The 23,575-nt window shown below is 69.3% G+C and carries 13 protein-coding genes; 3 read left to right on the top strand and 10 right to left on the bottom strand.

Annotated elements, in window-relative coordinates:
• Positions 1 to 141: 141 nt before the first annotated feature.
• Both OG257_RS35190 and OG257_RS35185 read right to left on the bottom strand, forming a co-directional pair.
• Positions 142 to 4,431: a discoidin domain-containing protein gene (locus tag OG257_RS35190; RefSeq protein ID WP_329214186.1), complete on the bottom strand. Its 4,290-nt coding sequence runs from the start codon at positions 4,429 to 4,431 to the stop codon at positions 142 to 144.
• A 395-nt stretch (positions 4,432 to 4,826) separates the two neighbouring features.
• The gene (locus OG257_RS35185; protein WP_329214184.1) at positions 4,827 to 6,011 is read right to left on the bottom strand and encodes a S8 family peptidase; all 1,185 of its coding nucleotides are present in this window, start codon (positions 6,009 to 6,011) and stop codon (positions 4,827 to 4,829) included.
• A gap of 349 nt (positions 6,012 to 6,360) precedes the next feature.
• Here OG257_RS35185 and OG257_RS35180 point away from each other — a divergent pair, with 349 nt between their 5' ends.
• Together OG257_RS35180 and OG257_RS35175 are read left to right on the top strand one after the other, a co-directional pair.
• On the top strand, positions 6,361 to 9,558 hold the full coding sequence (locus OG257_RS35180) for an alpha-L-rhamnosidase (RefSeq protein ID WP_329214182.1): 3,198 nt from the start codon (positions 6,361 to 6,363) through the stop codon (positions 9,556 to 9,558).
• Between the two features lie 77 nt (positions 9,559 to 9,635).
• Positions 9,636 to 10,256 carry a YdeI/OmpD-associated family protein gene (locus tag OG257_RS35175; protein ID WP_443054526.1) on the top strand — a complete coding sequence of 207 codons (621 nt, stop codon included), beginning with the start codon at positions 9,636 to 9,638 and terminating at the stop codon, positions 10,254 to 10,256.
• A 75-nt stretch (positions 10,257 to 10,331) separates the two neighbouring features.
• On the opposite strand, the gene OG257_RS35170 is transcribed toward OG257_RS35175, so the two are convergent.
• On the bottom strand, positions 10,332 to 10,754 hold the full coding sequence (locus tag OG257_RS35170; protein WP_329214179.1) for an acyl-CoA thioesterase: 423 nt from the start codon (positions 10,752 to 10,754) through the stop codon (positions 10,332 to 10,334).
• Between the two features lie 279 nt (positions 10,755 to 11,033).
• On the opposite strand from OG257_RS35170, the gene OG257_RS35165 reads away from it, so the two are divergent.
• Positions 11,034 to 14,060, top strand: a complete 3,027-nt coding sequence (locus tag OG257_RS35165; protein ID WP_329214177.1) for a carbohydrate binding domain-containing protein — start codon at positions 11,034 to 11,036, stop codon at positions 14,058 to 14,060.
• A 58-nt stretch (positions 14,061 to 14,118) separates the two neighbouring features.
• Here the strand turns inward: OG257_RS35165 and OG257_RS35160 are convergent, their stop codons facing one another.
• The 7 genes from OG257_RS35160 to OG257_RS35130 all read right to left on the bottom strand — a co-directional run bounded on the left by OG257_RS35160 (position 14,119) and on the right by OG257_RS35130 (position 23,270).
• The gene (locus OG257_RS35160; protein ID WP_329214175.1) at positions 14,119 to 16,131 is read right to left on the bottom strand and encodes a translation factor GTPase family protein; all 2,013 of its coding nucleotides are present in this window, start codon (positions 16,129 to 16,131) and stop codon (positions 14,119 to 14,121) included.
• Between the two features lie 133 nt (positions 16,132 to 16,264).
• Positions 16,265 to 17,329: an aldose epimerase family protein gene (locus OG257_RS35155; protein WP_329214173.1), complete on the bottom strand. Its 1,065-nt coding sequence runs from the start codon at positions 17,327 to 17,329 to the stop codon at positions 16,265 to 16,267.
• The gene (locus tag OG257_RS35150) at positions 17,329 to 18,366 is read right to left on the bottom strand and encodes a LacI family DNA-binding transcriptional regulator (protein ID WP_329214171.1); all 1,038 of its coding nucleotides are present in this window, start codon (positions 18,364 to 18,366) and stop codon (positions 17,329 to 17,331) included. Before OG257_RS35150 ends, OG257_RS35155 begins: the two co-directional genes overlap by 1 nt.
• Before the next feature lie 56 nt (positions 18,367 to 18,422).
• Complete coding sequence (locus OG257_RS35145) at positions 18,423 to 19,481, bottom strand: ABC transporter permease (RefSeq protein WP_329214169.1); 1,059 nt, start codon at positions 19,479 to 19,481, stop codon at positions 18,423 to 18,425.
• Positions 19,478 to 20,479 (bottom strand): ABC transporter permease, encoded by a 1,002-nt coding sequence (locus tag OG257_RS35140; RefSeq protein ID WP_329214167.1) that lies wholly within the window; start codon positions 20,477 to 20,479, stop codon positions 19,478 to 19,480. The genes OG257_RS35145 and OG257_RS35140 overlap by 4 nt, the downstream gene beginning before the upstream one ends.
• Complete coding sequence (locus tag OG257_RS35135) at positions 20,476 to 22,083, bottom strand: sugar ABC transporter ATP-binding protein (protein ID WP_329214165.1); 1,608 nt, start codon at positions 22,081 to 22,083, stop codon at positions 20,476 to 20,478. Before OG257_RS35135 ends, OG257_RS35140 begins: the two co-directional genes overlap by 4 nt.
• Before the next feature lie 101 nt (positions 22,084 to 22,184).
• Positions 22,185 to 23,270: an ABC transporter substrate-binding protein gene (locus tag OG257_RS35130; protein ID WP_329214163.1), complete on the bottom strand. Its 1,086-nt coding sequence runs from the start codon at positions 23,268 to 23,270 to the stop codon at positions 22,185 to 22,187.
• Between the last annotated feature and the right edge of the window lie 305 nt (positions 23,271 to 23,575).

Below are 23,575 nucleotides of genomic sequence, written 5' to 3'. Positions count from 1 at the left end.
AGCGCAACTCTTGCAAGCCACCGACTTATCGCTGCAAAGAGTCTACGCAGGCGGGGTGCCCCGCGGAAGCCGCGAGGCACCCCCTCATCCCTGCTCCTTTCCCGTGGAACCTCCTCCGGGTCCCCGGTACCTACCGGGCGGCTACGGGTTGATGTTGATCTTGAAGGTGGAGGTGGTGTTCCTGACGTCCAGGGCGTTGCCGCTCAGCTTCAGCCCGTTGAACGTGACCTCACCGACGGCCGGGCCCTGGCCCGACTCCGGCATCTCGTTGGCCCAGAGGCCGAAGCCGGACTTCGCGTCGAACGCGTCACCGCTCTTGCGTGCTCCGGTGATCGAGATGTCGGTGAGCACCGTGTCCTTGATCGGGAACTGGGGCTGTCCACCGACGTAGTTCGTCTGGAACATGATCCCGCTGTACGTCGGGTCGACGATGTCCACATGGGAGATCCGAATGCCCTGGAACACCTTGGAGGCCGAGAACAGCCAGATGCCGGGGAAGGTCTGCGACCCCCAGAAGTGCCCGCCCGACCGCACGACCGACACGTTCTCGATCGCGGTCGGGCCGGTCCCGAATCCGTTCATCGGATAGCCGAAGTCCAGTGAACTGACCGTGATTCCGGAGTACACCAGGGTGTCGGCGATGTGGATGTTGCGGAAGGTGTTGTCGTACCCGCCGTACACGGCCACACCCGCGGCACGCCAGGTGAGGATGGACGTCAGGTTCTCGTAGACGTTGTTCTTCATGTCCGCGCCGCCGCCGTCGATCGCCGAGAACAGCGCGAAGCTGTCGTCCCCGGTGGCACGCGCCTCGTTGTTGGTGACGTGGTTGTCGGTGGATCCGTTGGTCATGTTGATGCCGTCGGCGAACATGTTGCGGATCCGGGAGTTCTTGATGGTGACGCTGTCGGTGTTGGCGCCCCAGTAGAGGCACACCATGTGCTCGTTCCAGATGTTGTCGATCACGATGTCCGAGACGTTGGAGAAGTCGAACACCTTGCCCGGCCCGTCGATGCGGGACGTGTAGTTGCCGAAGTACGCGAAGTTCGAGAACGACGAACCCTTCGCACTGGCCTCCGCGCGGAACCCGATATCGGTGTTGTCCTGCGTGGACGGGGCGTGGAAGCGGGTGTACCAGGGACCCGCGCCGACGACCTTCACGGCCTTGCCGTAGACCTGGAACTTGCTGGCGGTGGAGTAGTCACCGGCCGGCAGGTAGACGCCCACGAGGGTGCCCGTGGTGTCCATCCGGACCTTGTCCAGGGCGTTCTGGACGTCCTGGTGGGTGAAGCCGGCAGGCACGGTGTACGTGGCCGGGTCCGGGTTGGCCACCTGGGCGACCTGCTCCAGGCTGACGAAGTCGATCGCGTAGGTGCTGGTGTTGGCCGCGTCCTTCTGCAAGCGGATCTTGCTGCCTGCCGGGACGGTCCTGCCCAGCATGACGTTCGCCTCGTCGTAGATGTGCCGGGGCGCCCCCGCACCCGGGGAGTTGCCCGGTCCGGTCTCGTTCCCGTACAGCCACGCGTACTTCGACGTGAGGTCGATGGCCTTCAGGAAGGTGCCGTCCACATAGACGTTCAGCTTCGAGTCGATGCCGCCGCCACCCGCGGAGTCCGGGATGGAGAACCGGGTGACCAGGGTGTTCGTCGACGCCCGGGTGGTGAACTCGACGTAGTTGCCCGTGCTGTCGAGGGTGACCGCCTTGCGCCCGGACGCCTCACCTGCGACGTCGCCGACGGTCCTGTTGGGACCGACCACCTTGGCGCCTCCGCCCGCGACGCCGTCCTCGGCCTCGTACATGTCGTACGGCATGTTGGCGCCGCGTCCGACGAACAGCGACTCGGTGCGGGTGTTGTTCTCGCGCTTCACCGGAAGCTCGTTGGCGTCGTCGGCGACCACCACCTTCACCGTGTACGAGCCGTTGGCGGCCGTCCAGGTGCCGAGGGAGACCGGCGCCGTCGTGGAGCCCGCCGCGATGGCGCCGCTGTGCGCGCCGGTCAGGGTCTTGACCGTGGCTCCCTTGGAGTCGACCAGACTCAGGGTGATCCCGTGGCTGCCGCTCGCGGAGGCCACGGTGCCCTGGTTCCTGAGGGCGACGGAGAAGGTCACGGTGTCGCCCGCGGACGGGGCGGACGGGGCGGTGGTGACAGCGTTCGCGACGAGGTCGGAGCTGGAGACCGGCTTCACGACCAGCGGGGCACTGCTGGTGAAGCGGTTGTTGGTCTCGTTCTCCTCGATGATCTCACCCGCCGGGTCGACGACGGCGCCCAGCGTGTAACTGCCCGCGTCGCGCGCTCCGATACCGGCGGTGACCTGTGCGGACGCACCGGCGGCGAGAGCGCCCACCGAGGCGGTGGCGACCTTGGAGCCGCCCAGCTCGAAGTCGAGCTTGCCCGCGGGAGAGGCGAGGGCGCCCGTGTTGCGTACCGTCGCCGACAGGGTGATCTGGTCGGACTCGACGGGAGCGGCCGGGGAGGCGCTGACTGCCGAGACCTGCAGGTCCGCGTTGGGCGCGGGAGCGCCCATCACCTGGAACTCGGCGACCTGGCCGGCCGGGGAGCCGGTGTTGGAGGTGAACTTCAGCTGGACGTCGGCGACTCTGGCGGTGACCGGGATCGTCACCGTGTTGCCGCTCGCCGGGTCGAACGCGTAGTTCCTGGCCGCGGCCAGGCTCGTGAAGGACGTGGCGTTCTGCTCCCGTCCGAGCACCTCGATGTTCTGGGTGCGTGCGCCCCAGCTGCTGTCGGGGTTGAGCTTGACGACGACGCTCTCGGTGTCGGCGTTGGAGCCCAGCTTCACCGTGAGGGTGTTGGGGTAGCTGCCGCCCGCGCCCTCCCAGTAGGTGGTCACGGAGTTGTCGTTGGCGTTCGTCGCGACGAACGTGTGGACCACCGACGACGCGGTGATCGGCTTGGAGACGGCGAGGTTGGACGCGGCGTTCGTGGAACCGTTGCGGGTCACGGAGTTGCTCGCGACGGATATGTTCCCGGCCGCGTCCTTGGCCCGCACCACGTAGGTGACCGTGGTGCCGGCCGACTGGGTGTCGGTGTACGTCGTGATGTCGCCGGCCACGCTCCTGCGGAGCACGTTGTTGGCGTAGACGTCGTAGCCGGTCACGCCCTTGTTGTCCGAGGAGGCCTGCCAGGTCAGCCTGATCTGCCCCGCGGCCGGCTCCGTGAAGGCCAGTCCCGAGGGGGCGGTGGGTGCCTGCGTGTCGCCTGAGTCGCCCTGGCGGGTGACGGTGTTGCTGTTGGCCGACACGTTGCCCGCCGCGTCCCGGGCCCGGACGTAGTACGAGACGCTCTCGCCGGCCGGCCGGGTGTCGGTGAACGTGGTGACGTTGCCCGCCACGCCGGTCAGCAGTGAGTTGCCGGCGTAGATGTCGTAGCCGGTGACGCCCGTGTCGTCCGAGGAGGCCTTCCAGGTCAGCCTGATCTGCCCGGTGGACGGCTCGGTGAAGGCCAGGTCGGCCGGGGCCGTGGGTGCCTGGGTGTCCCCGGTTTCGGGGCCGTAGACCTCGAGTTCGGAGACCTGTCCGGCCGGCTGGACCGAGTTGGCGGTGACCAGCACCCGTACGTAGCGGGTGGTGGTGGCGTCGAAGGAGATCGTCGCCGTCTGTCCGCCCGCGGCGTTGAAGGTGTACGCCTTGGAGGCGGTCAGGTCACTGAATGCCGAACCGTTGGTGCTGCCCTGGATCTTCAGTGTCTGGGTCCGCTCCTCCCAGCCGTCGGGCAGCCGCAGCACGACCCGGTCGACGCGGACCGAGGAGCCGAGGTCCGCCTGGATCCACTGCGGGAGGGCGTTGTTCCTGCTCTCCCAGTAGCTGGCCCGGTTGCCGTCGTTGCCGTTGGCCGCCACGTACACCTCGGTGTAGCTGCTCGCCGTGAGGGTCCTGCCTGCAGCGAGGTCGGCCGACGACTCCTCGGCCTCACGGACCTCCAGTTCGGCGAGCTGGGCGTTGCGGCCCGCCGTGTTGGCCGTGATGTTCACCCGTACGAAGCGGGTCTTCGTGGCCGGGAAGGGGATCGTCACCCTGTTCGACGAACCGGGGCTGAAGGTGTACGTCCCCGAGGTCTTCAGGGTGGAGAAGCTCGTGCCGTCCGCGCTCCCCTGGATGGAGAGGGTCTGCTTCCTGCTATCCCACCCCGCGGGGAGCTTCAGCGTCACCTCGTCGATCCGGGAGTCCGGGCCGAGGTCGGTCTGCACCCACTGCGGAAGTGAGCTGCCGGATCCCTCCCAGTACGTCGACTGGTTGCCGTCCGTCACACTCCGGGCGGCGTGCCCGTCGCCGGTACTGCTCGCCGCCGCGGCCCTGCCCGCGGCGATGCTGGGGCCGTCGGCCGCCGAGGCGGCGAGCGAAGGCCATCCGATCATCAGAAGACTGGTGGTGACCGCGGCGGAAACGGCCCGCCATCTCCAGCGTGTGGCTCTCATTGGTCCCCGATCTTCGGCCTCGGCGCGGAGCGCGTCGAGGGCGCGGCTCTGTCTGCTCGGCTCGGTGACACCTGTTTCTGCGCTCACTGAGCATGAGTTTTGCGTTTTGCGGTCAGAGAATTGCAGAGAACTGCGAGAGCGTCCACCGCTGGGACAGAACCGATCGATCCGGATCGATGAGCGATTCAGACACAAGCACCTTGCTGGCACAGAGATTTGGGTGCCAAGGAAGGGAAGCTTCCTAGGGCTGCAAGCCGGTGAAATCAACGCAAGCCGCTTGCGCACAATTGGAAGGCGCTGCAAAGTGCCTGCTCCACGGCACAGCACGGAGCGGGGCCCGCATGACGCGGACCCCGCTCCGATGGGGGCGTATCAGTCTTCGGCCGGACCGGGGGTCAGAGGCCGCCGGTGTACAGAAGCCGGTCGGGCGAGCCGGTACCCAGCTCGGTCAGCGCGTCCGTCGTGGCCTGGCCGGCGATCCAGTCGGAGATCTCCTGCGGGGTCGCGGCCGGGTTCTGCTCCAGGTAGAGGGCGGAGACGCCGACGACGTGCGGGCTGGACATGGACGTTCCGCTCAGCGCCGTGGAGCCGCCACCGAGCCTGGCGGAGACGATGTCGACCCCGGGGGCGTACACCTCCACGCAGGTGCCCCAGTTGCTGAAGCCCGCCTGCCGGTCCTGGTCGTCGCTGGCACCCACGGCAAGCACCTGGTCGGCGCCCGCAGGGGAGACGTCGCAGGCGTCCTGGCTCTCGTTGCCCGCCGCGACGACGGGCAGGATGCCCAGCTCGGCCAGTCCGTCGAACGCGTCGTCGACCGCCGCGGACGAGGGTCCGCCGAGCGACGCGTTGACCACGCTGGGCGGCTCGGCGTTCTCGGCGATCCAGTCGAGCCCCGCGATGATCCCGGCCCAGGTTCCCGACCCTTCGCAGTTGAGCACCCTGACGGGGACGAGCGAGGCCGAGCCCGCGACACCGTACGTCGCACCGGCGACGGTGCCGGCCACATGCGTGCCGTGGCCGTTGCAGTCCTCGGCGCCCCGGCCGTCACCGATGCCGTCGTAGCCTTCGCCCACCCGGCCGCCGAACTCGCTGTGGGCGGCCTCGATGCCGGTGTCGACGATGTAGGCGGTCACGCCGGCACCCGTACCGGCCGCGTTGTACATGGAGTCCAGCGGCAGGGTCCGCTGGTCGATCCGGTCAAGTCCCCAGCTCGCGGCGGCCGCACGGGCACCGCCCGTCGTCTTGGCGGCCGGCGGCGCAAGGGAGGCCTCACTGTTCTCCTCCACGGCCTGGACGCCTGCCGTGCCGCGCACCTTGTCCAGCTGGGCGGGGGTGAGCGAAGCCGCGAAGCCGTGCAGGACCTTGCTGTAGGTGAACAGCGGGGTGACCCCGAGATCCTCGGCCATGGCGTCAGCCGTCTGCGCGGACGACAGGGTCACGATGTACTGACCGGGCACGGCCCGGGACGACTTCTGCACCGGGACGAGGCTGTCGCCGGTGTCGGCCGTGGCCGGGGTGGTGCCGATCAGCGGGGCCATCAGCAGTAGAGCGGCCGGGGCCCAGTGGGCGCGCAGGCGCATGCGTTCTCCCTTGACGTGGAGGAGCCGATCGCGGACCAGGACAGGCCCGCGAGTGCGAACACCTGACCTTTCGTCCACATCCGGGTCGCGCCTTGAGTCACGTCAGCCGGACAGCGCAAAGATCGGTACCGGGCAGGCCCATTCGGCCGATCGCCTGAAAGGTTTCAACTTCCTCCTGCGGGCGAACATAAACCCGCTTCAACACGGACGTCAATGCCGCACACAGCAGGCTTTCAATCATCAAGCCAGAAAGACCTCGATCACGAAGGAACCCTTGACAGGGACCGAACACAACCCTAGCTTCACAGGACTGAAACGATTCATCATCGCGTCGTTACGGAGCCGAGTTGTGATCAGCAGAAGACGACTGCTCAGCACCACCGCAGCCACCGCAGCGCTCGCCGCGGCGTCCGCACCCGCGGCCCACGCGGCCGGACCGGCGCGGGCGGCCGCCGGCCGGGCCCGTGTCACCGAACCGACCGTCGAATACGTACGCCATCCGCTCGGTCTCGACACCCCTCGTCCGAGACTGAGCTGGCCCGTCGCGTCGGAGCTCCCGGGCGGGACCCAGACCGCTTACCAGGTGCGGGTCGCCACCGCCCCGGAACGCCTCGCGAAGCCCGACGTCTGGGACAGCGGCAAGGTCGAGTCCGACCGGTCGGTGCTGGTCCCGTACGCGGGCCCTGAGCCGGTGTCCCGTACGCGCTACCACTGGTCGGTGCGTGTGTGGGACTCCGGCGGGCAGGTCTCCGGATGGAGCGAGCCGTCCTGGTGGGAGACCGGGCTCCTGGCCGAATCGGACTGGTCGGCCGGGTGGATCGGCGCGCCGGCCGCGCTGACCGCCGTGCCGGCTCTGGACGACGCCTCGTGGATCTGGTTCCCCGAGGGCGATCCGGCCGCCGGTGCGCCCGCGGCCACGCGCTGGTTCCGGGGCCGGGTGGAGATTCCGGCCGGTGTCACCCGCGCCCGTCTGGTCATGACGGCCGATGACGGATTCACCGCCCGGGTGGACGGCGTGGAAGTGGCGCACACCGAGGCGGACGGTCCCGCCAACAACTGGCAGCGGCCCGTCCTCAGGGATGTGACGGACCGGCTCTCCCCGGGCGTCCATGTGATCGCCGTGTCGGCCACCAACGCGACGGAAGGACCCGCCGGACTGCTCGGCCTGCTGGAGCTGACCACCGCTGACGGTGTGGTCACCCTGGCCACCGGCGCCGACTGGCGGACCACCGACAAGGAGCCTTCGGGGGACTGGGGGTCCGGTACCTACGACGACAGCGCGTGGCCCGCCGCCAAGGTCCTCGCCCCCTGGGGCTCCGGGCCCTGGGGCCGCGTCCAGGTGGCGCACTCCCCCGCCACCCAGCTGCGCAAGGAGTTCCGGCTCGGCCGCAAACGGGTGGCGCGCGCCAGGCTGTACTCGACGGCACTCGGGCTGTACGAGGTGTTCCTCAACGGCAAGCGGGTCGGCGAGGACCGGCTCGCACCGGGCTGGACCGACTACAACAAGCGCGTCCAGTACCAGACGTACGACGTGACCGGACTGCTCGCAGCCGGCGGCAACGCACTCGGGGTCACGCTCGCGCCAGGCTGGTACGCCGGCAACATCGCCTGGTTCGGGCCGCATCAGTACGGTGACCAACCCGCCGTTCTGGCGCAGTTGGAGGTCACCTTCACGGACGGCTCGACGGAGCGGGTGGTGTCGGGTACCGACTGGCTCGCCGCGACCGGGCCCGTCACCGGCGCCGACCTCATGGCGGGCGAGGAGTACGACGCCCGGCTGGAGACCGACGGCTGGACGCGGACCGGCTTCGACGCGTCGGGGTGGCTCGCCGCCGATCAGGTGGACGACGTCACGGCGGCGCTCGTCGCCGAAGTGGACGGGGCATGCCGGGTCGAGCGCGAGCTGACGGCGCGTGAGGTGACGGAACCGGAGCCCGGTGTGTTCGTGTTCGACCTCGGCCAGAACATGGTGGGCACCCCGCGCCTCACCGTGTCGGGGCCGGCCGGCACGACGGTGCGGCTGCGGCATGCGGAGGTCCTGAACCCCGACGGCACGATCTACACGACCAACCTGCGCACCGCCCGTGCCACGGACACGTACACGCTCAAGGGCGGCGGCCCCGAGACGTACGAACCCCGCTTCACGTTCCACGGCTTCCGCTACGTCGAGGTGACGGGCTATCCCGGCCGGCCGGGCCCCGACGCGGTCGTCGGCCGGGTCATCCACACGTCGGCATCGTTCACCATGGACTTCTCGACCGATGTGCCCATGCTCAACCAGCTCCACAGCAACATCACCTGGGGGCAGCGGGGCAACTTCCTCTCCATTCCGACGGACACCCCCGCCCGGGACGAACGCCTCGGCTGGACCGGTGACATCAACGTGTTCGCTCCCACGGCCGCGTACACGATGGAGTCGGCGCGCTTCCTCACCAAGTGGCTGTACGACCTGCGCGACGACCAGGTCGCCGACGGCGCCTTCCCGAACGTCGCCCCGGACCTGCCGGGCGTCGGCAGCGGTGTGGCTGGCTGGGGCGACGCGGGAGTGACCGTGCCGTGGGCCCTGTACCAGGCGTACGGCGATGTGCGGGTCCTTGAGCAGTCCTGGTCCGCGATGCTGAAGTGGCTGGAGTATCTGGAGGCGCACAGCACCGGGCTCCTGCGGCCCGCGGACGGCTTCGGCGACTGGCTCAACATCGAGGACGAGACGCCCAAGGACGTCATCGGCACGGCGTACTTCGCCCACAGCGCCGACCTCGTCGCCCGCACCGCGGAAGCGCTGGGCAAGGACCCGGCGCCGTACCGGAGCCTCTTCGGCCGGGTGCGCGACGCGTTCCGGGCCGCGTACGTGACGGCCGGTGGACGCGTCAAGGGCGATACGCAGACGGCCTATGTACTGGCTCTGTCCATGGACCTGCTGGCGGAGGGCGACCGAGGGCCGGCGGCCGACCGGCTGGTCGCGCTCATCGAGGCGAAGGACTGGCATCTGTCTACGGGGTTCCTCGGGACCCCGCGGCTGCTGCCGGTGCTGACCGACACCGGGCACACGGATGTCGCCTACCGGCTGCTGACGCAGCGGACCTTCCCGAGCTGGGGCTACCAGATCGACCGGGGCGCCACGACGATGTGGGAGCGGTGGGACTCCATCCGGCCGGACGGCAGCTTCCAGGACGCCGGGATGAACTCCTTCAACCACTACGCGTACGGCTCGGTGGGTGAGTGGATGTACGCGAACATCGCAGGCATCGCACCGGGGAGCCCCGGCTTCCGGAAGGTCCTCGTGCGACCTCGTCCGGGTGGCGGAGTGACGCAGGCCGAAGGCCGGTTCGACTCCCTGTACGGGCCGGTCACGACCCGATGGAAGGCGGACACGGACGGCTTCGCTCTCAGGGTCGTCCTGCCCGCCAACACGACCGCCGAGGTGTGGGTACCGGGCGGGGACGAGCGGAGCGCCGGCCAGGGCTCCGCGAAGTTCCTGCGCCTGGACGACGGGTGTGCGGTCTTCTCCGCCGGGTCGGGCACCCACCGGTTCGCCGCCTCCGCCTGACGGGGATCACCCGGGCGCCCTGTAGGACAGAAACTGTCCTACAGGGCGCCTAACGTGTTCCTCAGGAGCTCGGGGAGATGCCCCAGGATTCCCTGGAGGAGGCGGACGTGACCATGGCCGACGGCACGGAACCGGGGGCGGAGCCGCACTTCTTCGCGCGGGTCGCGGAACTGAGGACCTGGCTGGAACGGCACCACGGGCTGCGGTCGGACCTCTGGGTGAAGGTCGCGAAGAAGAGCACGGGCATCGAGTCCGTCACGGCCCCCGAGATCATCGACGCCGTGCTCTGCTACGGCTGGATCGACGGGCAGCGCAAGTCCCTCGACGAGGAGTACTACCTCCAGCGGATCTCGCGCCGCCGCAAGGGCGGCCACTGGTCCCAGGTCAACGTGCGCAAGGTCGAGGCGCTGACGGCGGCCGGCCTGATGCGGGAGCCGGGGCTGGCCGAGGTGCGGGCCGCGCAGGAGGACGGGCGGTGGGCGGCGGCGTACCCCTCGCAGAAGGAGGCCACCGTGCCCGAGGACCTCGCGGCCGCGCTGACCGCCGGCTCCCTGGCGGCGCAGCGGTTCGAGGAGCTCGGCAAGACGGACAGGTACCTGGTGATTCTCGAGCTCCTCAAGGCGAGAACGCCCGAGCTGAGGGCCGCCCGGCTCGCACGGGCGATCACGAAGCTGGAGTCGGGCGGCACGCCGGGCTGAGCCGCCCGGCCCGGTCAGGCCGGTGTTGCCGGCCGGTGTTGCCCGGCCCCGTCAGGCCGGTGTCGCCCGACCCGGTCAGGCGGAACTGCCGAGGAGCTCCGGCTTGTCGGCCAGCGCGGCGAGACGCCCGGCCGGGTCCGCGACCAGCCGACGGGCCGCCAGATCGAGGATGCCGCCGACGGCCCTGATGTCCGCGGCCAGGGTGCCGTCCTCCTTGACGATCTGCTGCACGATCTCGAAGGTCTTGCCCGCACCGTAGACGAACTCGCAGCTCACCCGCACTCTGTCCCCGCCACGCAGCTCCCGCAGGTACTTCACCGTCACTTCCAGCTGCACGGGCCCGACTCCGTCGGCCAGCAGTTTCTCCTGGGGCAGTCCGGCGGCCCGCAGCAGCTCCCAGCGCGCGTGTTCCGCGTACTGGAGATAGACGGCCTGGTTGAGGTGGCCCTGGGTGTCGAGCTCGTAGCCGCGCACGGTGACGTCGACGAAGTAGGTCATGAACATCCGAACACCGGCGGGCAGTCCGTCATTCCGCCGGAGTCCGTGCTCAGGTACCCCTACGCAACCTCTTTACGTGCCTGTCATGCACCGGTAACTTCCTCACTGCAAAAGATTGCAGCAAAATTCAGACAGCACTTGCTGTCGGAACGCACTGCTCGCCCGAACCCCGAGGCGCGTCCGGGTTCTCCGGCGGGATCCTCGCAGCCGCTCGCGGAGCGGTTGTGCTGTTGGCAGCCACGGTCCACCCGCCCGTGGCACTCCCCTGGAGACACACGAATGAAACGCACCCCCACCCGGCTGCTCGGACGCCCTCTGGCAGCGGCCGTCGCAGCCACCGTGATGCTGGGGCTCCTGACCGCGCTGCCGAAGGCCGCGGGTCCCGGTTCGGCCGTGCCCGCGGCTGCTTCGGAGTCCACCGCGACCGTCTTCTACTACACGAAGACCAAGAACTGGTCCGCGTACAAAATCCACTACGCACCTGACGGCGGCTCCTGGACCACCGTGCCGGGCGTGGCGATGGAGGCCGCGTGCACGGACTGGGTGAAGCAGACCGTCAGCCTGGGCAGCGCCTCCGGTCTGGCCGCGACGTTCAACAACGGTTCGGGCGTCTGGGACAACAACGCCGGAAAGAACTACGCCCTGGGCACCGGCAACATCACCGTCAAGGACGGCGTGGTGGCCCACAGCGACCCGTGCGCGGGCACCGGTACGGACCCCACACCGACCTCCGCCCCCGAAGAGGCACACACCGCGGCGGTCTACTACTCGACCGCCACGGTCGGCTGGACCACCACCAATCTGCACTACCAGCCGGCGGGCGGCACCTGGACCACCGTGCCCGGCGTGGGCATGGAGGCCGCCTGTACCGGCTGGGTGAAGAAGTCCGTCGACCTCGGCACAGCGACCACGATGCTTGCAACGTTCAACAACGGCAACGGGGTGTGGGACAACAACAACGGCGCCAACTACACGGTCCCGGCGGGGCTCACCACGGTGAAGGACAAGAAGGTCACCGCCGACGCGAAGGACCCGTGCGCCGCCGAGGTCCCCGACACCCAGGCACCGACCCCGCCCACGGAGGTGACCGCCGATGCCGACGGTGTCTCCGTCGTGCTGACCTGGGATCCGTCCACCGATGACCGCGGTGTGACGAAGTACCAGGTGACCCGGACCGGTGGCACGAGGGGCACGATGGTCACCGACGTCGGCTCCACGGTGTACTCCGACACCGGGCTGGAGGAGAGGACGGCCTACAGCTACACGGTCAGGGCCGTCGACGCCGCCGGGAACGTGTCGGCCGCCTCGGCCTCCGCCACCGCGACCACGGGCGAGAAGCCCGCGGCACCGGCGTCCGGGGAACCGCTGGGCACCGATCCCCGCAAGGACCCGATCTACTTCGTGCTCACCGCCCGCTTCAACGACGGTGACACCTCCAACAACCGGGGCGGGAGCCAGCACACGAAGTCGGGCAACGCGGCCAACAACGACCCCATGTTCCGGGGAGACTTCAAGGGCCTGGTCGAGAAGCTCGACTACATCAAGGGCCTCGGCATGTCCGCCGTCTGGATCACCCCGGTGGTGCTGAACCGGTCCGACTACGACTACCACGGCTACCACGGTTACGACTTCTACGAGGTCGACGCCCGGCTGGAGTCCGCCGGCGCCTCCTACCAGGACCTCATCAACGCGGCCCACGCCAAGGGCATGAAGATCTACCAGGACGTCGTCTACAACCACTCCTCGCGCTGGGGCGCCAAGGGCCTGTTCACCCCGAAGGCGTACGGAGTCCGCGACACCCAGTGGAGCTGGTTCTACGACGAGAAGAACGACGGGTTCGAGTACGACGGCCTGACCGTCGAGCCCAAGTCCGGGAAGTCGTACTACAACGGCGACCTCTGGTCCACCGCCGAGCCCTCGGGCAACACCTGCGTCAACTGGGGCACGCCCACCCAGTACACCTCGCCCGAGGGGTACCGGATCTACAACTGCCAGTGGCCCAACCCCACTTCGGGCATGTTCCCGAAGGCGTACTACCACAACTGCTGGATCGGGAACTGGGAGGGCGAGGACTCCCGCAGCTGCTGGCTGCACGACGATCTCGCCGACTTCAACACCGAGAGCGCGCCCGTGCAGAACTACCTGATCGGCGCCTACAACAAGTACATCGACATGGGCGTGGACGGCTTCCGGGTCGACACCGCCGTGCACATCCCCCGTACGACCTGGAACCGCCGCTTCCTGCCGGCGATCCAGGAGCGCGTCACCCAGCAGTTCGGCGCCGAGGCCGCGAAGAACTTCTTCGTGTTCGGTGAGGTCGCGGCCTTCGTCAACGACAAGTGGAACCGCGGCTCCGTCAACCACTCCGCGCAGTTCTACACCTGGAAGGAACGCAAGGAGTACGACGCGGACGACGAGAAGGCCGCCCTGGAGATGTACGACTACGAACAGCAGCAGGGCACCGGCTCCCAGCCGACCTCCACCAACGCCTTCCTGAACGGCAACGCCTACCACGCACCGGACCACAGCAGGTTCTCCGGCATGAACGTCATCGACATGCGCATGCACATGAACTTCGGTGACGCCAACAACGCGTACAACAACGGCAAGGACTCCGACGACAGTTACAACGACGCCACCTACAACGTCGTGTACGTCGACAGCCACGACTACGGTCCCAACAAGAGCAGCGAACGGTACGCGGGGGGCACCGACGCCTGGGCCGAGAACATGTCCCTGATGTGGACCTTCCGGGGCATCCCCACGCTCTACTACGGCTCCGAGGTCGAGTTCCAGGCCGGCAAGAAGATCGACTGCGGGCCCACCTGCCCGCTGGCGACGACCGGCCGCGCGTACTTCGGCGGTCAACTCGCGGGCGACGTCAAGGCGTCCGACTTCAGCAAGGTCTCCTCGGCGACCGGTGCCGTCGCCGACACCCTCGCGAAGCCGCTGGTCAAGCACGTGCAGCGGCTCAACGAGATCCGACGGGCCGTGCCGGCCCTGCAGATGGGCCAGTACTCCACCGAGGGCATCACCGGGTCGATGGCGTACAAGCGCCGCTACACCGACGCGGCGAGCGGCACGGACAGTTTCGCGCTGGTGACGGTCACCGGCAGTGCCACGTACACGGGCATCCCGAACGGCACCTACAAGGACGCCGTCACCGGGGACACCCGGGTGGTGACGGGCGGCACGCTCGCCGTCCCGGCACCGGGCAAGGGCAACCTGCGGGTGTACGTCCTCGACCTCGGCGGGAAGAACGCGGCCCCGGGCATGATCGGGACGGCGGGTGCCTACCTGAAGTGACCCGAGGTGAATCCGGGCGTGACGGGCGCGCGATGCGCGTCCGTCACGCCCGGCCGTCTCAGCCCCCGGCCACCCGCCGCAGGGTGCGCAGCAGGTACTCCTTGCGGTGGAGCGGGTCGTGGTCGGTACGGGGCCGCTGCGGAACGGGGCCCTCGACCGGCCGGTAGTGCGCGAAGTCGGACTCCAGCACCCCCTCGCCGCGCGTCAGCTCCGGCAGCAGCTGCTGCAGTTCGTGGATGCGGGCGGCGGGGACCTCGCCCTCCAGGGTGCATACGCGGCCCCGCGTCCGCGGAGTCCGGGGAACGGCGCGCAGCCGTGCCAGGACCGGGACGAGCGGGCCGAACGCATCGGCCGGGAGCTCGATGCGGAAATGGTGCATCGGCTCGTACACCGTGGTCCCGGCCTCTTTCAGCGCGTCCATGAGCACCAGTGGTGTCAGGTTGCGGAAGTCGCCCGCCGTACTCGACATGCTCTTGTCGAACACCGCGTGCGAATGACTCTGCCGGGGCCAGTATCCGGAATGGGTCAGGGTGACGGTGCAGTCGGTGACCTGCCATCCGTGAATTCCCTGGCCGAGCGTCTCCAGCACGGTGTCCTCCACGGCCCGCATGAGGGAGAAGGGCATGGATCCGAGTTCCACCTCCCGCCGGAATTCCACTCCGCTGCCGGCCGGTGCGGGATCGACACGGAGTCCGACCGTGGCGAGGAAGGGATTGGGTTCCCGGTCGATGACCTCGACGGCCGCGCCGGTTCCGGCCGGCCGTTCCAGACAGATGGTCGTCGTTTCCCGGAAGGTGACCTCGATTCCGTACTCGTCGGCCAGGGTCGCCTGGATGACCTCCTTCTGCACCTCGCCGTAGAGCGAGAGGGAGACCTCCTGACGGACGTCGTCACGCCGTACGCCGATGAGCGGGTCCTGCTCCGCGAGCTGGCCGAGCGCGGTGTGCAGGGCGCCCCGGTCCTCCCGGCGGAGAGGGGAGACCACCGTCTCCAGTGTCGGCGGGGCGAAGTGGGCCTGTGTCTGCGGCTTCGCGGGCGCCTCACCGATCCTGTCCCCGATCCGGACGGCGCCGAGCCCCCTCAGCCTGCCGATCCGGCCGGCGGTGAGTGCGGGAGCGCGGTCGTCCGTACCGCGGTCGAAGACGGTGATGCCGGAGATCTTGCCCTCGCGCCCGTCGTCCTCGCCGTCCCCCCGGAAGCGGACGCGTTCACGCGTGCGCAGCGTTCCGGAGAACATCCGCACGTACGCGATCTTCTCCCCGGCCGGACCGCGCTCGACCTTGAACACCGCGCCCGATGCCGGTCCCTCGGCATCCTGGCCGGTCACGGGCAACAGCTCGGTGATTCCCGCGATCAGGTCCGCCACGCCCGCCCCGGTGGCCGCGGAGCCGAAGTACACCGGGTGCACCAGCGCCTGCCGGGTCTGCGCGGCCAGACCGGCGCGCAGCCGGTCGTACGGGATGCCCTTCGCGTCGTCGACGTAGGCGGCGAGCAGGTCGTCGTCGTGACCGGTGAGCAGATCGGTCAGGGCGGCGGTGAATCCCGCGTCCCCGGCGGTGAACGGTGCGGTGCGTGCTTCGCGGGTCCCCAGGGCTTCGGCCGAACCCATCGCGACGATGTCGCTCGACAGCCGCTCCGCGATGTCCGCGAGGACACCTTCGTACCGGGCGCCTCCCCTGTCGGTCTTGTTCACGAAGACGAGTGTGGGGATCCGCAGCCGGCGCAGCGTCCGCATCAGGACGCGGGTCTGTGCCTGCACGCCCTCCACGGCGGAGACGACGAGCACCGCGCCGTCGAGCACGCCGAGGACCCGTTCCACCTCGGCGATGAAGTCCGGGTGGCCGGGGGTGTCGATGAGGTTGACCGCGACGTGGTCGATGACGAAGGAGACGACCGCGGACTTGATGGTGATGCCGCGTTGCCGTTCCAGTGCCAGCGAGTCGGTCTGTGTGCTGCCGTCGTCGACGCTGCCGACGGTGTCGATGACTCCGGCGGCGTGGAGAAGCCGCTCGGTCAGGCTCGTCTTACCGGCGTCGACGTGCGCCAGAATTCCCAGGTTCAATGTGTGCACTGAGCTTCATGCCCTCGAGATAGGTGTCAATTCCTGTCTGGGTGGACACAGAAGCTCGGCGCATGAATTTACTCCCGGGTTGTTCGGCTGGTGCCGGAATTACAGCAGGCGGCCGCTTCGCGGGGCAATCGAATTAGGCCTCCAGGTGCGGGAAGCGCAGTTCGGTGCGGCTCCGCGCGGTCTCTCCGGGGCGCAGGACGGTGCTGGGCTGGTCGGGCCGGTTGGGTGAGTCGGGCAGGTGCTGGGTCTCCAGGCAGACCGCGCCGTGGCGTTCGTGGCGGCGGCCGGAGGCGTCGGTGAACGAGCCGTCGAGCTGGTTGGCGGTGTAGACCTGGATGCCCGGCTCGGTGGTCCACACCTCCAGGACGCGGGCCGAGTCCGGGGCGGTGAGGCGGGCGGCCCGGCGCAGACCGCCACCGGGCCCGCGCAGCACCCAACAGTGGTCGAACCCGCCCGCCAGGCGCAGCTGTTCGTCCTCCAGTCCGATGGACTCCCCCAGTACGCGCGGTGCGGTGAGGTCGAACGGTGTGCCGCGTACCCCGGCCGGCGCTCCCAGGGGGATGCCGTCGCCGTCCACCGGCAGATAGGCGTCGGCGTCGACCTCCAGCCGGTGGCCGAGGATGTCGCCGCGGCCGGCCAGGTCGAAGTAGGCGTGGTTGGTGAGGTTGACGACCGTGGCCCGGTCGGTGACCGAGGCGTAGTCGATGGCCAGGGTGCCCGCCGGGTCGAGGGTGTACGTGACCGTCGCGTCGAGCGCGCCGGGGAATCCCATGTCGCCGTCGGGGCTGTGCAGGGTGAGGCGCAGGGACACGCTGTGCTCGGTGGCGTCCGCGGTGGCGTCCCACACCTTGGTGTGGAAGCCCTCGGGGCCCCCGTGCAGTGCGTGGCCGCGGTCGTTGGCGGGGATGTGGTGCGTGTCCCCGTCGAGGGTGAAGCGGCCGTTCGCGATGCGGTTGGCGTAGCGGCCGACGACGGCGCCGAAGTACGGGTGCTTGCCCGTGTAGTCGTCGACGGTGGCGAGCGACCGTACGACGGAGGCGGTCGCGCCCTTGGTGTCGGGCACGGTGAGGCTGTGGAGGGAGGCGCCGTAGGTGAGTACCTGGGCGACGACTCCCGTACCGGAGTCGAGGGTCCACAGGCCGGTCTCCGTCCCGTGGGCGGAGCCGAACGGTGTGCGGTGCACGGTGGGGCGCGGCATCAGAGGTCCTTGTGAAGAGCGGGGGCACGCCCGGGTGCGGTGGATTCGCGCACGATGAGGCGGTAGCCGGGTCGGGGCCGGCGTGGTTCGGAGACCGGTTCGCCCGAGAGACGTTCGACGAGGCTGTCGACGGCCAGCCGGGCGATGGCCTCCTTGTCCGGGGCGATGGTGGTGAGCGTGGTGGTGCCGTACCGGCTCTCCTCGATGTCGTCGAAGCCGACGACGGCGATGTCGTCCGGGATGCTCAGCCCGCGTTCGGTGATGGTCCGCATCGCGCCGATGGCGATGAGGTCGTTGTACGCGAACACGGCGTCCGGCCGCTCGCCCCGGTCCAGGAGCGAGGCCATGGCTGTGGCGCCGTCCTCGCGGCCGTATCCGTCGGTGACCACGACGAGGGACTCGTCCGGCTCGATGCCCGCGGCGGCCAGTTCCTCGCGCCAGCCGCGCAGTCGCAGGTGCGCGGGCTGGCGTTCGCGGCCGGTTCGCGAGCCGAGGAACGCGATCCTGCGGCTGCCGTTGTCGATGAGGTGCCGCACGGCCTCGCGGGACGCCGCGACGTTGTCGATGGCGATGTGGTCGTAGGGGGCCTCGTACTCGCGCTCACCGAGCAGCACCAGCGGCGCCGTCTCGGTGCGTGCCATGAGGTCCTCGGTCTCCAGGTGGATGGGGCTGAGGATGAGGCCGTCGATCACATGGGACCGGAATCCCTGGCTGACCAGGAGTTCCTTCTCCCGGAGGCCGGCGGTGTGGTCGACCAGGACGGTGTAGTCGTGCCGGGCGGCCGCGTCGACGACCGCTCCGGCGAGTTCGGCGAAGTAGGGGTTGCCGAACTCGGGTACGGCGAGGGCGATGATCCCGGTGCGGCCCTTGCGCAGGTGGCGGGCGGTGAGGTTCGGCCGGTAGCCGAGTTCGTCGATCGCCTTCTGCACCTTTGCGCGCATCGCCGGTGTGACGTGCTGATAGTTGTTCACCACGTTCGACACGGTCTTGATGGACACGCCCGCCCGATGCGCAACGTCCTTGAGGCTGACGCCCACGGCACTCCTTGGATCGACTTGGCTCAGTGGTTCGGCTCGGTACAGCTGGTTCGTCGTCAGGTGCTTCTGCGACTGCGCGCCAGGTAGCGCTGGGCCACCACGACAACGATAAGGAAACCGCCGCTGACCACCGACTGGTACGAGGAGTTGAGCGAGCCGATCTGGTTGATCAGGTTCTGGATGACGGCCAGCAGCAGGACGCCCCACAGGGTTCCGCTGATCGAGCCGGCACCGCCGATGAGCAGCGTGCCGCCGATGACGACCGCGGAGATCGCGTCCAGTTCCATGCCCACGCCGACGATGGTGACACCGGAGGACAGCCGGGCCGCGTTGAGCGCACCGGCGAGTCCTGCCAGCAGGCCGCTGAGGGTGTAGACAAGGATCTTGGTGCGGGCTACGGGGAGGCCCATCAGGGTGGCCGCGTCGCTGCTGCCGCCGACGGCGAAGAGGGTCTGCCCGAACGAGGTGCGCTGCAGCACCAGTCCGCCGGCCCCGAAGAGGACCAGGGCGATCAGGATCGGGTAGCCGAAGCCCCAGACGCTGCCCTGGCCGAGCTCCCCGAAGGCGGAGTCCTTGGGCACCAGGTACGTGGTGGCGCCCTCGTCGGTGAGGGCGAGCAGCAGACCGCGGGCGGCAAGCAGGGTGGCGAGGGTGACGATGAAGGGCGCCATGTTGCCCCGGGCGATCAGGAGCCCGTTGAGCAGCCCGATCGCGCCGCACACCACGAGGGGTACGAGCAGGGCGGCGAGGAAGCCGTACTGCGAGGCCCAGGCGGCGAGGACGCCGCCGAGGGCGAACACCGACCCGACGGACAGGTCGATGCCGCCGGTGATGATGACCATGGTCATACCGAGGGCGACCACGGCGAGGAAGGACGCCTGGATCGTCACGCCGCGCGCGTTGTCCAGGGAGGCGAAGGTCGGGTAGATGAACGACGCGGCGATCACGACGGTCAGCAGGACCGCGAGGACGCCCTGGCGCTGGAGGAGTTCGGCGATGCGCTGCTTCGTGTCCGGTTCGGGGGCGGCGGGGCGGGGAGCCTTGCCGCCCGCGGGTGCGGCCGGCTTCCGCACGGCCGGGGCCTGGACTGCGGGGGCGGGTGTGGTTTCGTTCATCGGGACCGACGCTCCCGGGCGACGTAGACGGCGGCGATGATGATGGCCGCCTGGGCGATCTGTGCGGTGGAGTCGGGCAGGTCGTGCTTGACGAGTGTGGCGCGCAGGAGCTGCATCAGCAGGGCGCCGGCCACGGTGCCGAGCACCCGGATGGAGCCGCCGTTGAGGGGCGTGCCGCCGACCACGACCGCCGTGATGGCGGAGAGTTCCATGAGGGTGCCGAGCGAGGACGGGTCGCTCGCGGTGAGCCTGGCCGTGGCGAGGATGCCGGCGAGGGCCGCGAGCACGCCGCAGAGCACGTACACACCGATGAGGACGCGCTTCACGGGGAGTCCCGCGAGGGCGGCGGCGGACCGGTTGCCGCCGACGGCGACGATCTGCCGCCCGAAGGTGGTGCGCTGCACGAGGAAGGCCACGGCGACGGCGAGGACTCCGGCGATCAGGACGACCAGCGGAATGCCGAGGAAGGAGCCGGTTCCCAGCGACAGCAGGTCGGGGTTGACGATCTGCTTGAGCTGGCCGTCGGCCATGACCAGGGCCAGTCCCCGGCCGCCGACGAAGAGGGCGAGCGTGGCCACGATGGGCTGCAGCCCGATGAGGGAGACCAGCGTGCCGTTGACCGCACCGACGACCGCGCCCGCGAGGAGCGAGACGACGAGCGCGGGCACGAGCCCGTATCCGAGGTAGAGCGGCAGGAACGCGGCGGCGAGCGCCATGGTCGAGCCGACGGAGAGGTCGACGCCTTCGGTCCCGATGACCAGGGCCATGCCCAGGGCGACGATGACGATGGGGGCGACCTGGACGAGCTGGGTGCGGAAGTTGTCCGCGGTCATGAAGTGGTCGGTGAACAGGGCGTTGAAGAGCAGCACCACCGCCACGGCGACGTACACGCCGTATTCCTGGTACCAGGCGGGGTCACGCAGCCGTGCCAGGGGCGTCACACGCTTGATGGGCTGCTTTACGGGCTCTACGGGTGGGGAGACGGCGGCCTGGGTCATCGGGGGTCCTCCTGAGCGGCCGGGGCCTTGTCTCCCGGCGCCGGTGCGTGGTCGGCGAGTACTTCGAGCAGCCGGCTCTCGGCCACCTCGTCGCCCGCCAGTTCGCCTGCGACGGCTCCGCCGCGCAGGACGACGATCCGGTCGGCGCCCTCGATGAGCTCCTCGATGTCGGAGGAGATGAGCAGGACGGCCAGGCCTTCCAGGGCGAGGTCGTCGATGAGGCTCTGGACCTCGGCCTTGGCGCCGACGTCGATGCCGCGGGTGGGTTCGTCGAGCAGCAGGACCTTGGGTTCCAGGCAGAGCCAGCGGGCCAGCAGGACCTTCTGCTGGTTGCCGCCGGAGAGTTCGCCGACCTTCTGCTCGGGGCTCGACGCCTTGATCCGCAGGCGCTTCATGAAGATGTCGACGATCCGGTCCTGCTTGGCGCGGGAGACGACACCGGCCCGGGAGAGGCGCGGCATGGCGGCCAGCACGATGTTCTCGCGGACGGAGAGGCCGGGGACGATTCCCTCCGCCTTGCGGTCCTCGGGCAGCAGGCTGATCCCGGCCCGGATGGCGGCGGCCGGGGTGAGGCGGTTCAGCGCGGTGCCGTCGACGGTGAGCTCGCCCGCGTCCAGGGGCAGGGCACCTGACAGGGCTTTCGCCGTCTCGCTGCGGCCCGATCCGAGGAGGCCGCCGAGGCCGAGCACTTCGCCCGCGTACAGCGACAGGGATATGTCGTGGAGCTGGTGGCGGCTGGTCAGGCCGGTCGCGGTGAGCACCGGGGTGCGGGCCGCTTCGTGTCCCTCCGCCGCGAAGTTGGTGACGCCGGAGCGGCGGACCTCGGCCATGTCGCGGCCGAGCATCATCGAGACGAGCTGCATCCGGTCGAGGTCGGCGAGGTCGCCGGTGTGGATGTGGCGGCCGTCGCGCAGCACGGTGACGCGGTCGCAGATCCGGTACAGCTCGTCCATGCGGTGGCTGACGTAGAGCACGGCGATGCCCTGGGCGCGCAGGGTCTCGATGACCCGGAAGAGGGTCTCCACCTCACGCGGTTCGAGCGAGGAGGTGGGTTCGTCCATGATGACGACCTGGGCGTTGACCGAGACGGCCCGTGCCAGGGCGACCATCTGCTGCGTGCCGATCCCGAGGGTGTGCAGGGGGCGGCGCGGGTCGACGCGTACGCCGAAGCCGTCGAGCAGTTCGGCCGTCTCCCGGTGCATGCGGGCGAAGTCGATGAGGCCGAGGCGGTTCTTGGGTTCGCGGCCGAGGAAGATGTTGCGCGCCACGCTCATCAGCGGGACGAGGTTCACCTCCTGGTAGATCGTGGAGATGCCGGCCTGCTGGGACTCGAACGGCCGGGCGAACCTCACCGGCTGACCCGCCATCCGCAGGTCTCCCCCATCCGGCCGGTACACACCGGTCAGGACCTTGATGAGGGTCGACTTGCCGGCGCCGTTCTCGCCGACGAGCGCGTGCGTCTCCCCCGCGCGCAGGGAGAAGGAGACGTCGTCCAGGGCGACGACGCCGGGGAACCGTTTGCTCACCGAGCGGGCTTCGAGCACCGCGGCGGCCGTGGGCACGGCCGCGTCCGGTGCCTGAGGTACTGCTTCGGGTGGTGCCATGGGTGGTCTTGGCCTTCCGCTGTTCCAGGGGTGTGGGCCCGGGAGCCGCCGTGGCCCTCGTCAGAGGGCCACGGCGGCCGGGGCCGTCGGGACCTGAGCGGTCAGTACGCTCCGCCGAGCGATTCCTTGGCGTTCGTGTCGTCGTACTCGCGGTCGCTGATGATGACGTTCTCGGGGATCTCCTCGCCGCCGTAGAACTTCTGGGCGGTCGCGAAGGCCAGCGGGCCGAAGCGCGGGTTGGACTCGATGACGGCGTTGTACTCGCCGTTGACCAGGGCCTGCACGGCGTTGCGGGTGCCGTCGACGGAGACGATCTTGACGTCCTTGCCGGGCTTCTTGCCGGCGGCCTTCAGCGCGGTGACGGCGCCGAGGCCCATCTCGTCGTTCTCCGCGTAGACGGCGGTGATGTCGGGCTTGGACTGGATGAGCTGCTCCATGACCTGCTGGCCCTTGTCACGGGCGAACTCGCCGGTCTGCTGGGCGACGATCTCGATGCCGGGCGCCTTGGCCTTGATCTGGTCGACGAAGCCCTTGGTGCGGTCGGTGGTCACGTTGTTGCCGGAGGCGCCGAGGAGGATGGCGACCTTGGCCTTGCCGCCGGTCGCCTTGATCATCGCGTCGGCGGCGCGCTTGCCCTGCTCGACGAAGTCGGAGCCGAGGAAGGCCACGTAGTCCTTGCAGGCCGTGGAGTTGACCTTGCGGTCGATGGTGAGGACCGGGACCTTCTTCGCCGCGGCTGCCTTGAGCGCCGGCTCGAGACCGTCGGAGTTGAGCGGGGCGACGATCAGGAACTGGGCGCCCTGGGAGAGCATGTCCTGGATGTCGCTGATCTGCTTGGAGAGCTGCGACTGCGCGTTGGTGACGAGCAGCTTCTTGACACCGATCTTCGCGGCCTCGTCCTTGATGGACTGGGTCTCGGCGATACGGAAGGGGTTGGCCTCCTTCTCCGACTGGGAGAAGCCGACCACGGCGTTCTTCAGGTCCAGTTCGGGCGCGCCGTAGGTCTTCAACGAGCAGCCGGCACCGGAACTGGCCTCGGGGGTCTTGGCCGCCTGGGCTCCCTGGCTGCTGTCACCGCCCGCGTTGTCCGAGGTCTCCGACTTCGAGCAGCCGGAAACGGCCAGCGTGGCGGTGGCGGCGAGCAGGCAGGCCGCGGCGAGGGTACGGGATCGACGCTGGGTCATCATGCGCGGGACGCTCCTTGGCGGGATGACGGCACGCCGTTCGGCGTGCGGTCGGGCATGGCGGGACGGTGGATCGGCCGCTCGGCGGCAGATGGTGCCGCATACCTCACGACCTGCTTCTGAAGTGGGCTCCAGCTGCGCGAACTGTGGTCGTGAGAGCCTGTGCGGCCTCTCGGCGGCTCGGGTTTACAACGTTATATAGGCGGGGCGGCGCAGGCGGCAAGAGAGTTGTCGATGCGTTTCCAAAATGTGTCGCCAGGGTCGCGGCCTCCGGCGCGCGGCCGGCGGGGCCGGGACGGCACCAGCTG

Origin of the sequence: Streptomyces sp. NBC_00683 (assembly GCF_036226745.1) — a bacterium.
GTDB lineage: Bacteria > Actinomycetota > Actinomycetes > Streptomycetales > Streptomycetaceae > Streptomyces.
This window is presented reverse-complemented; position numbering and strand designations above follow the sequence as displayed.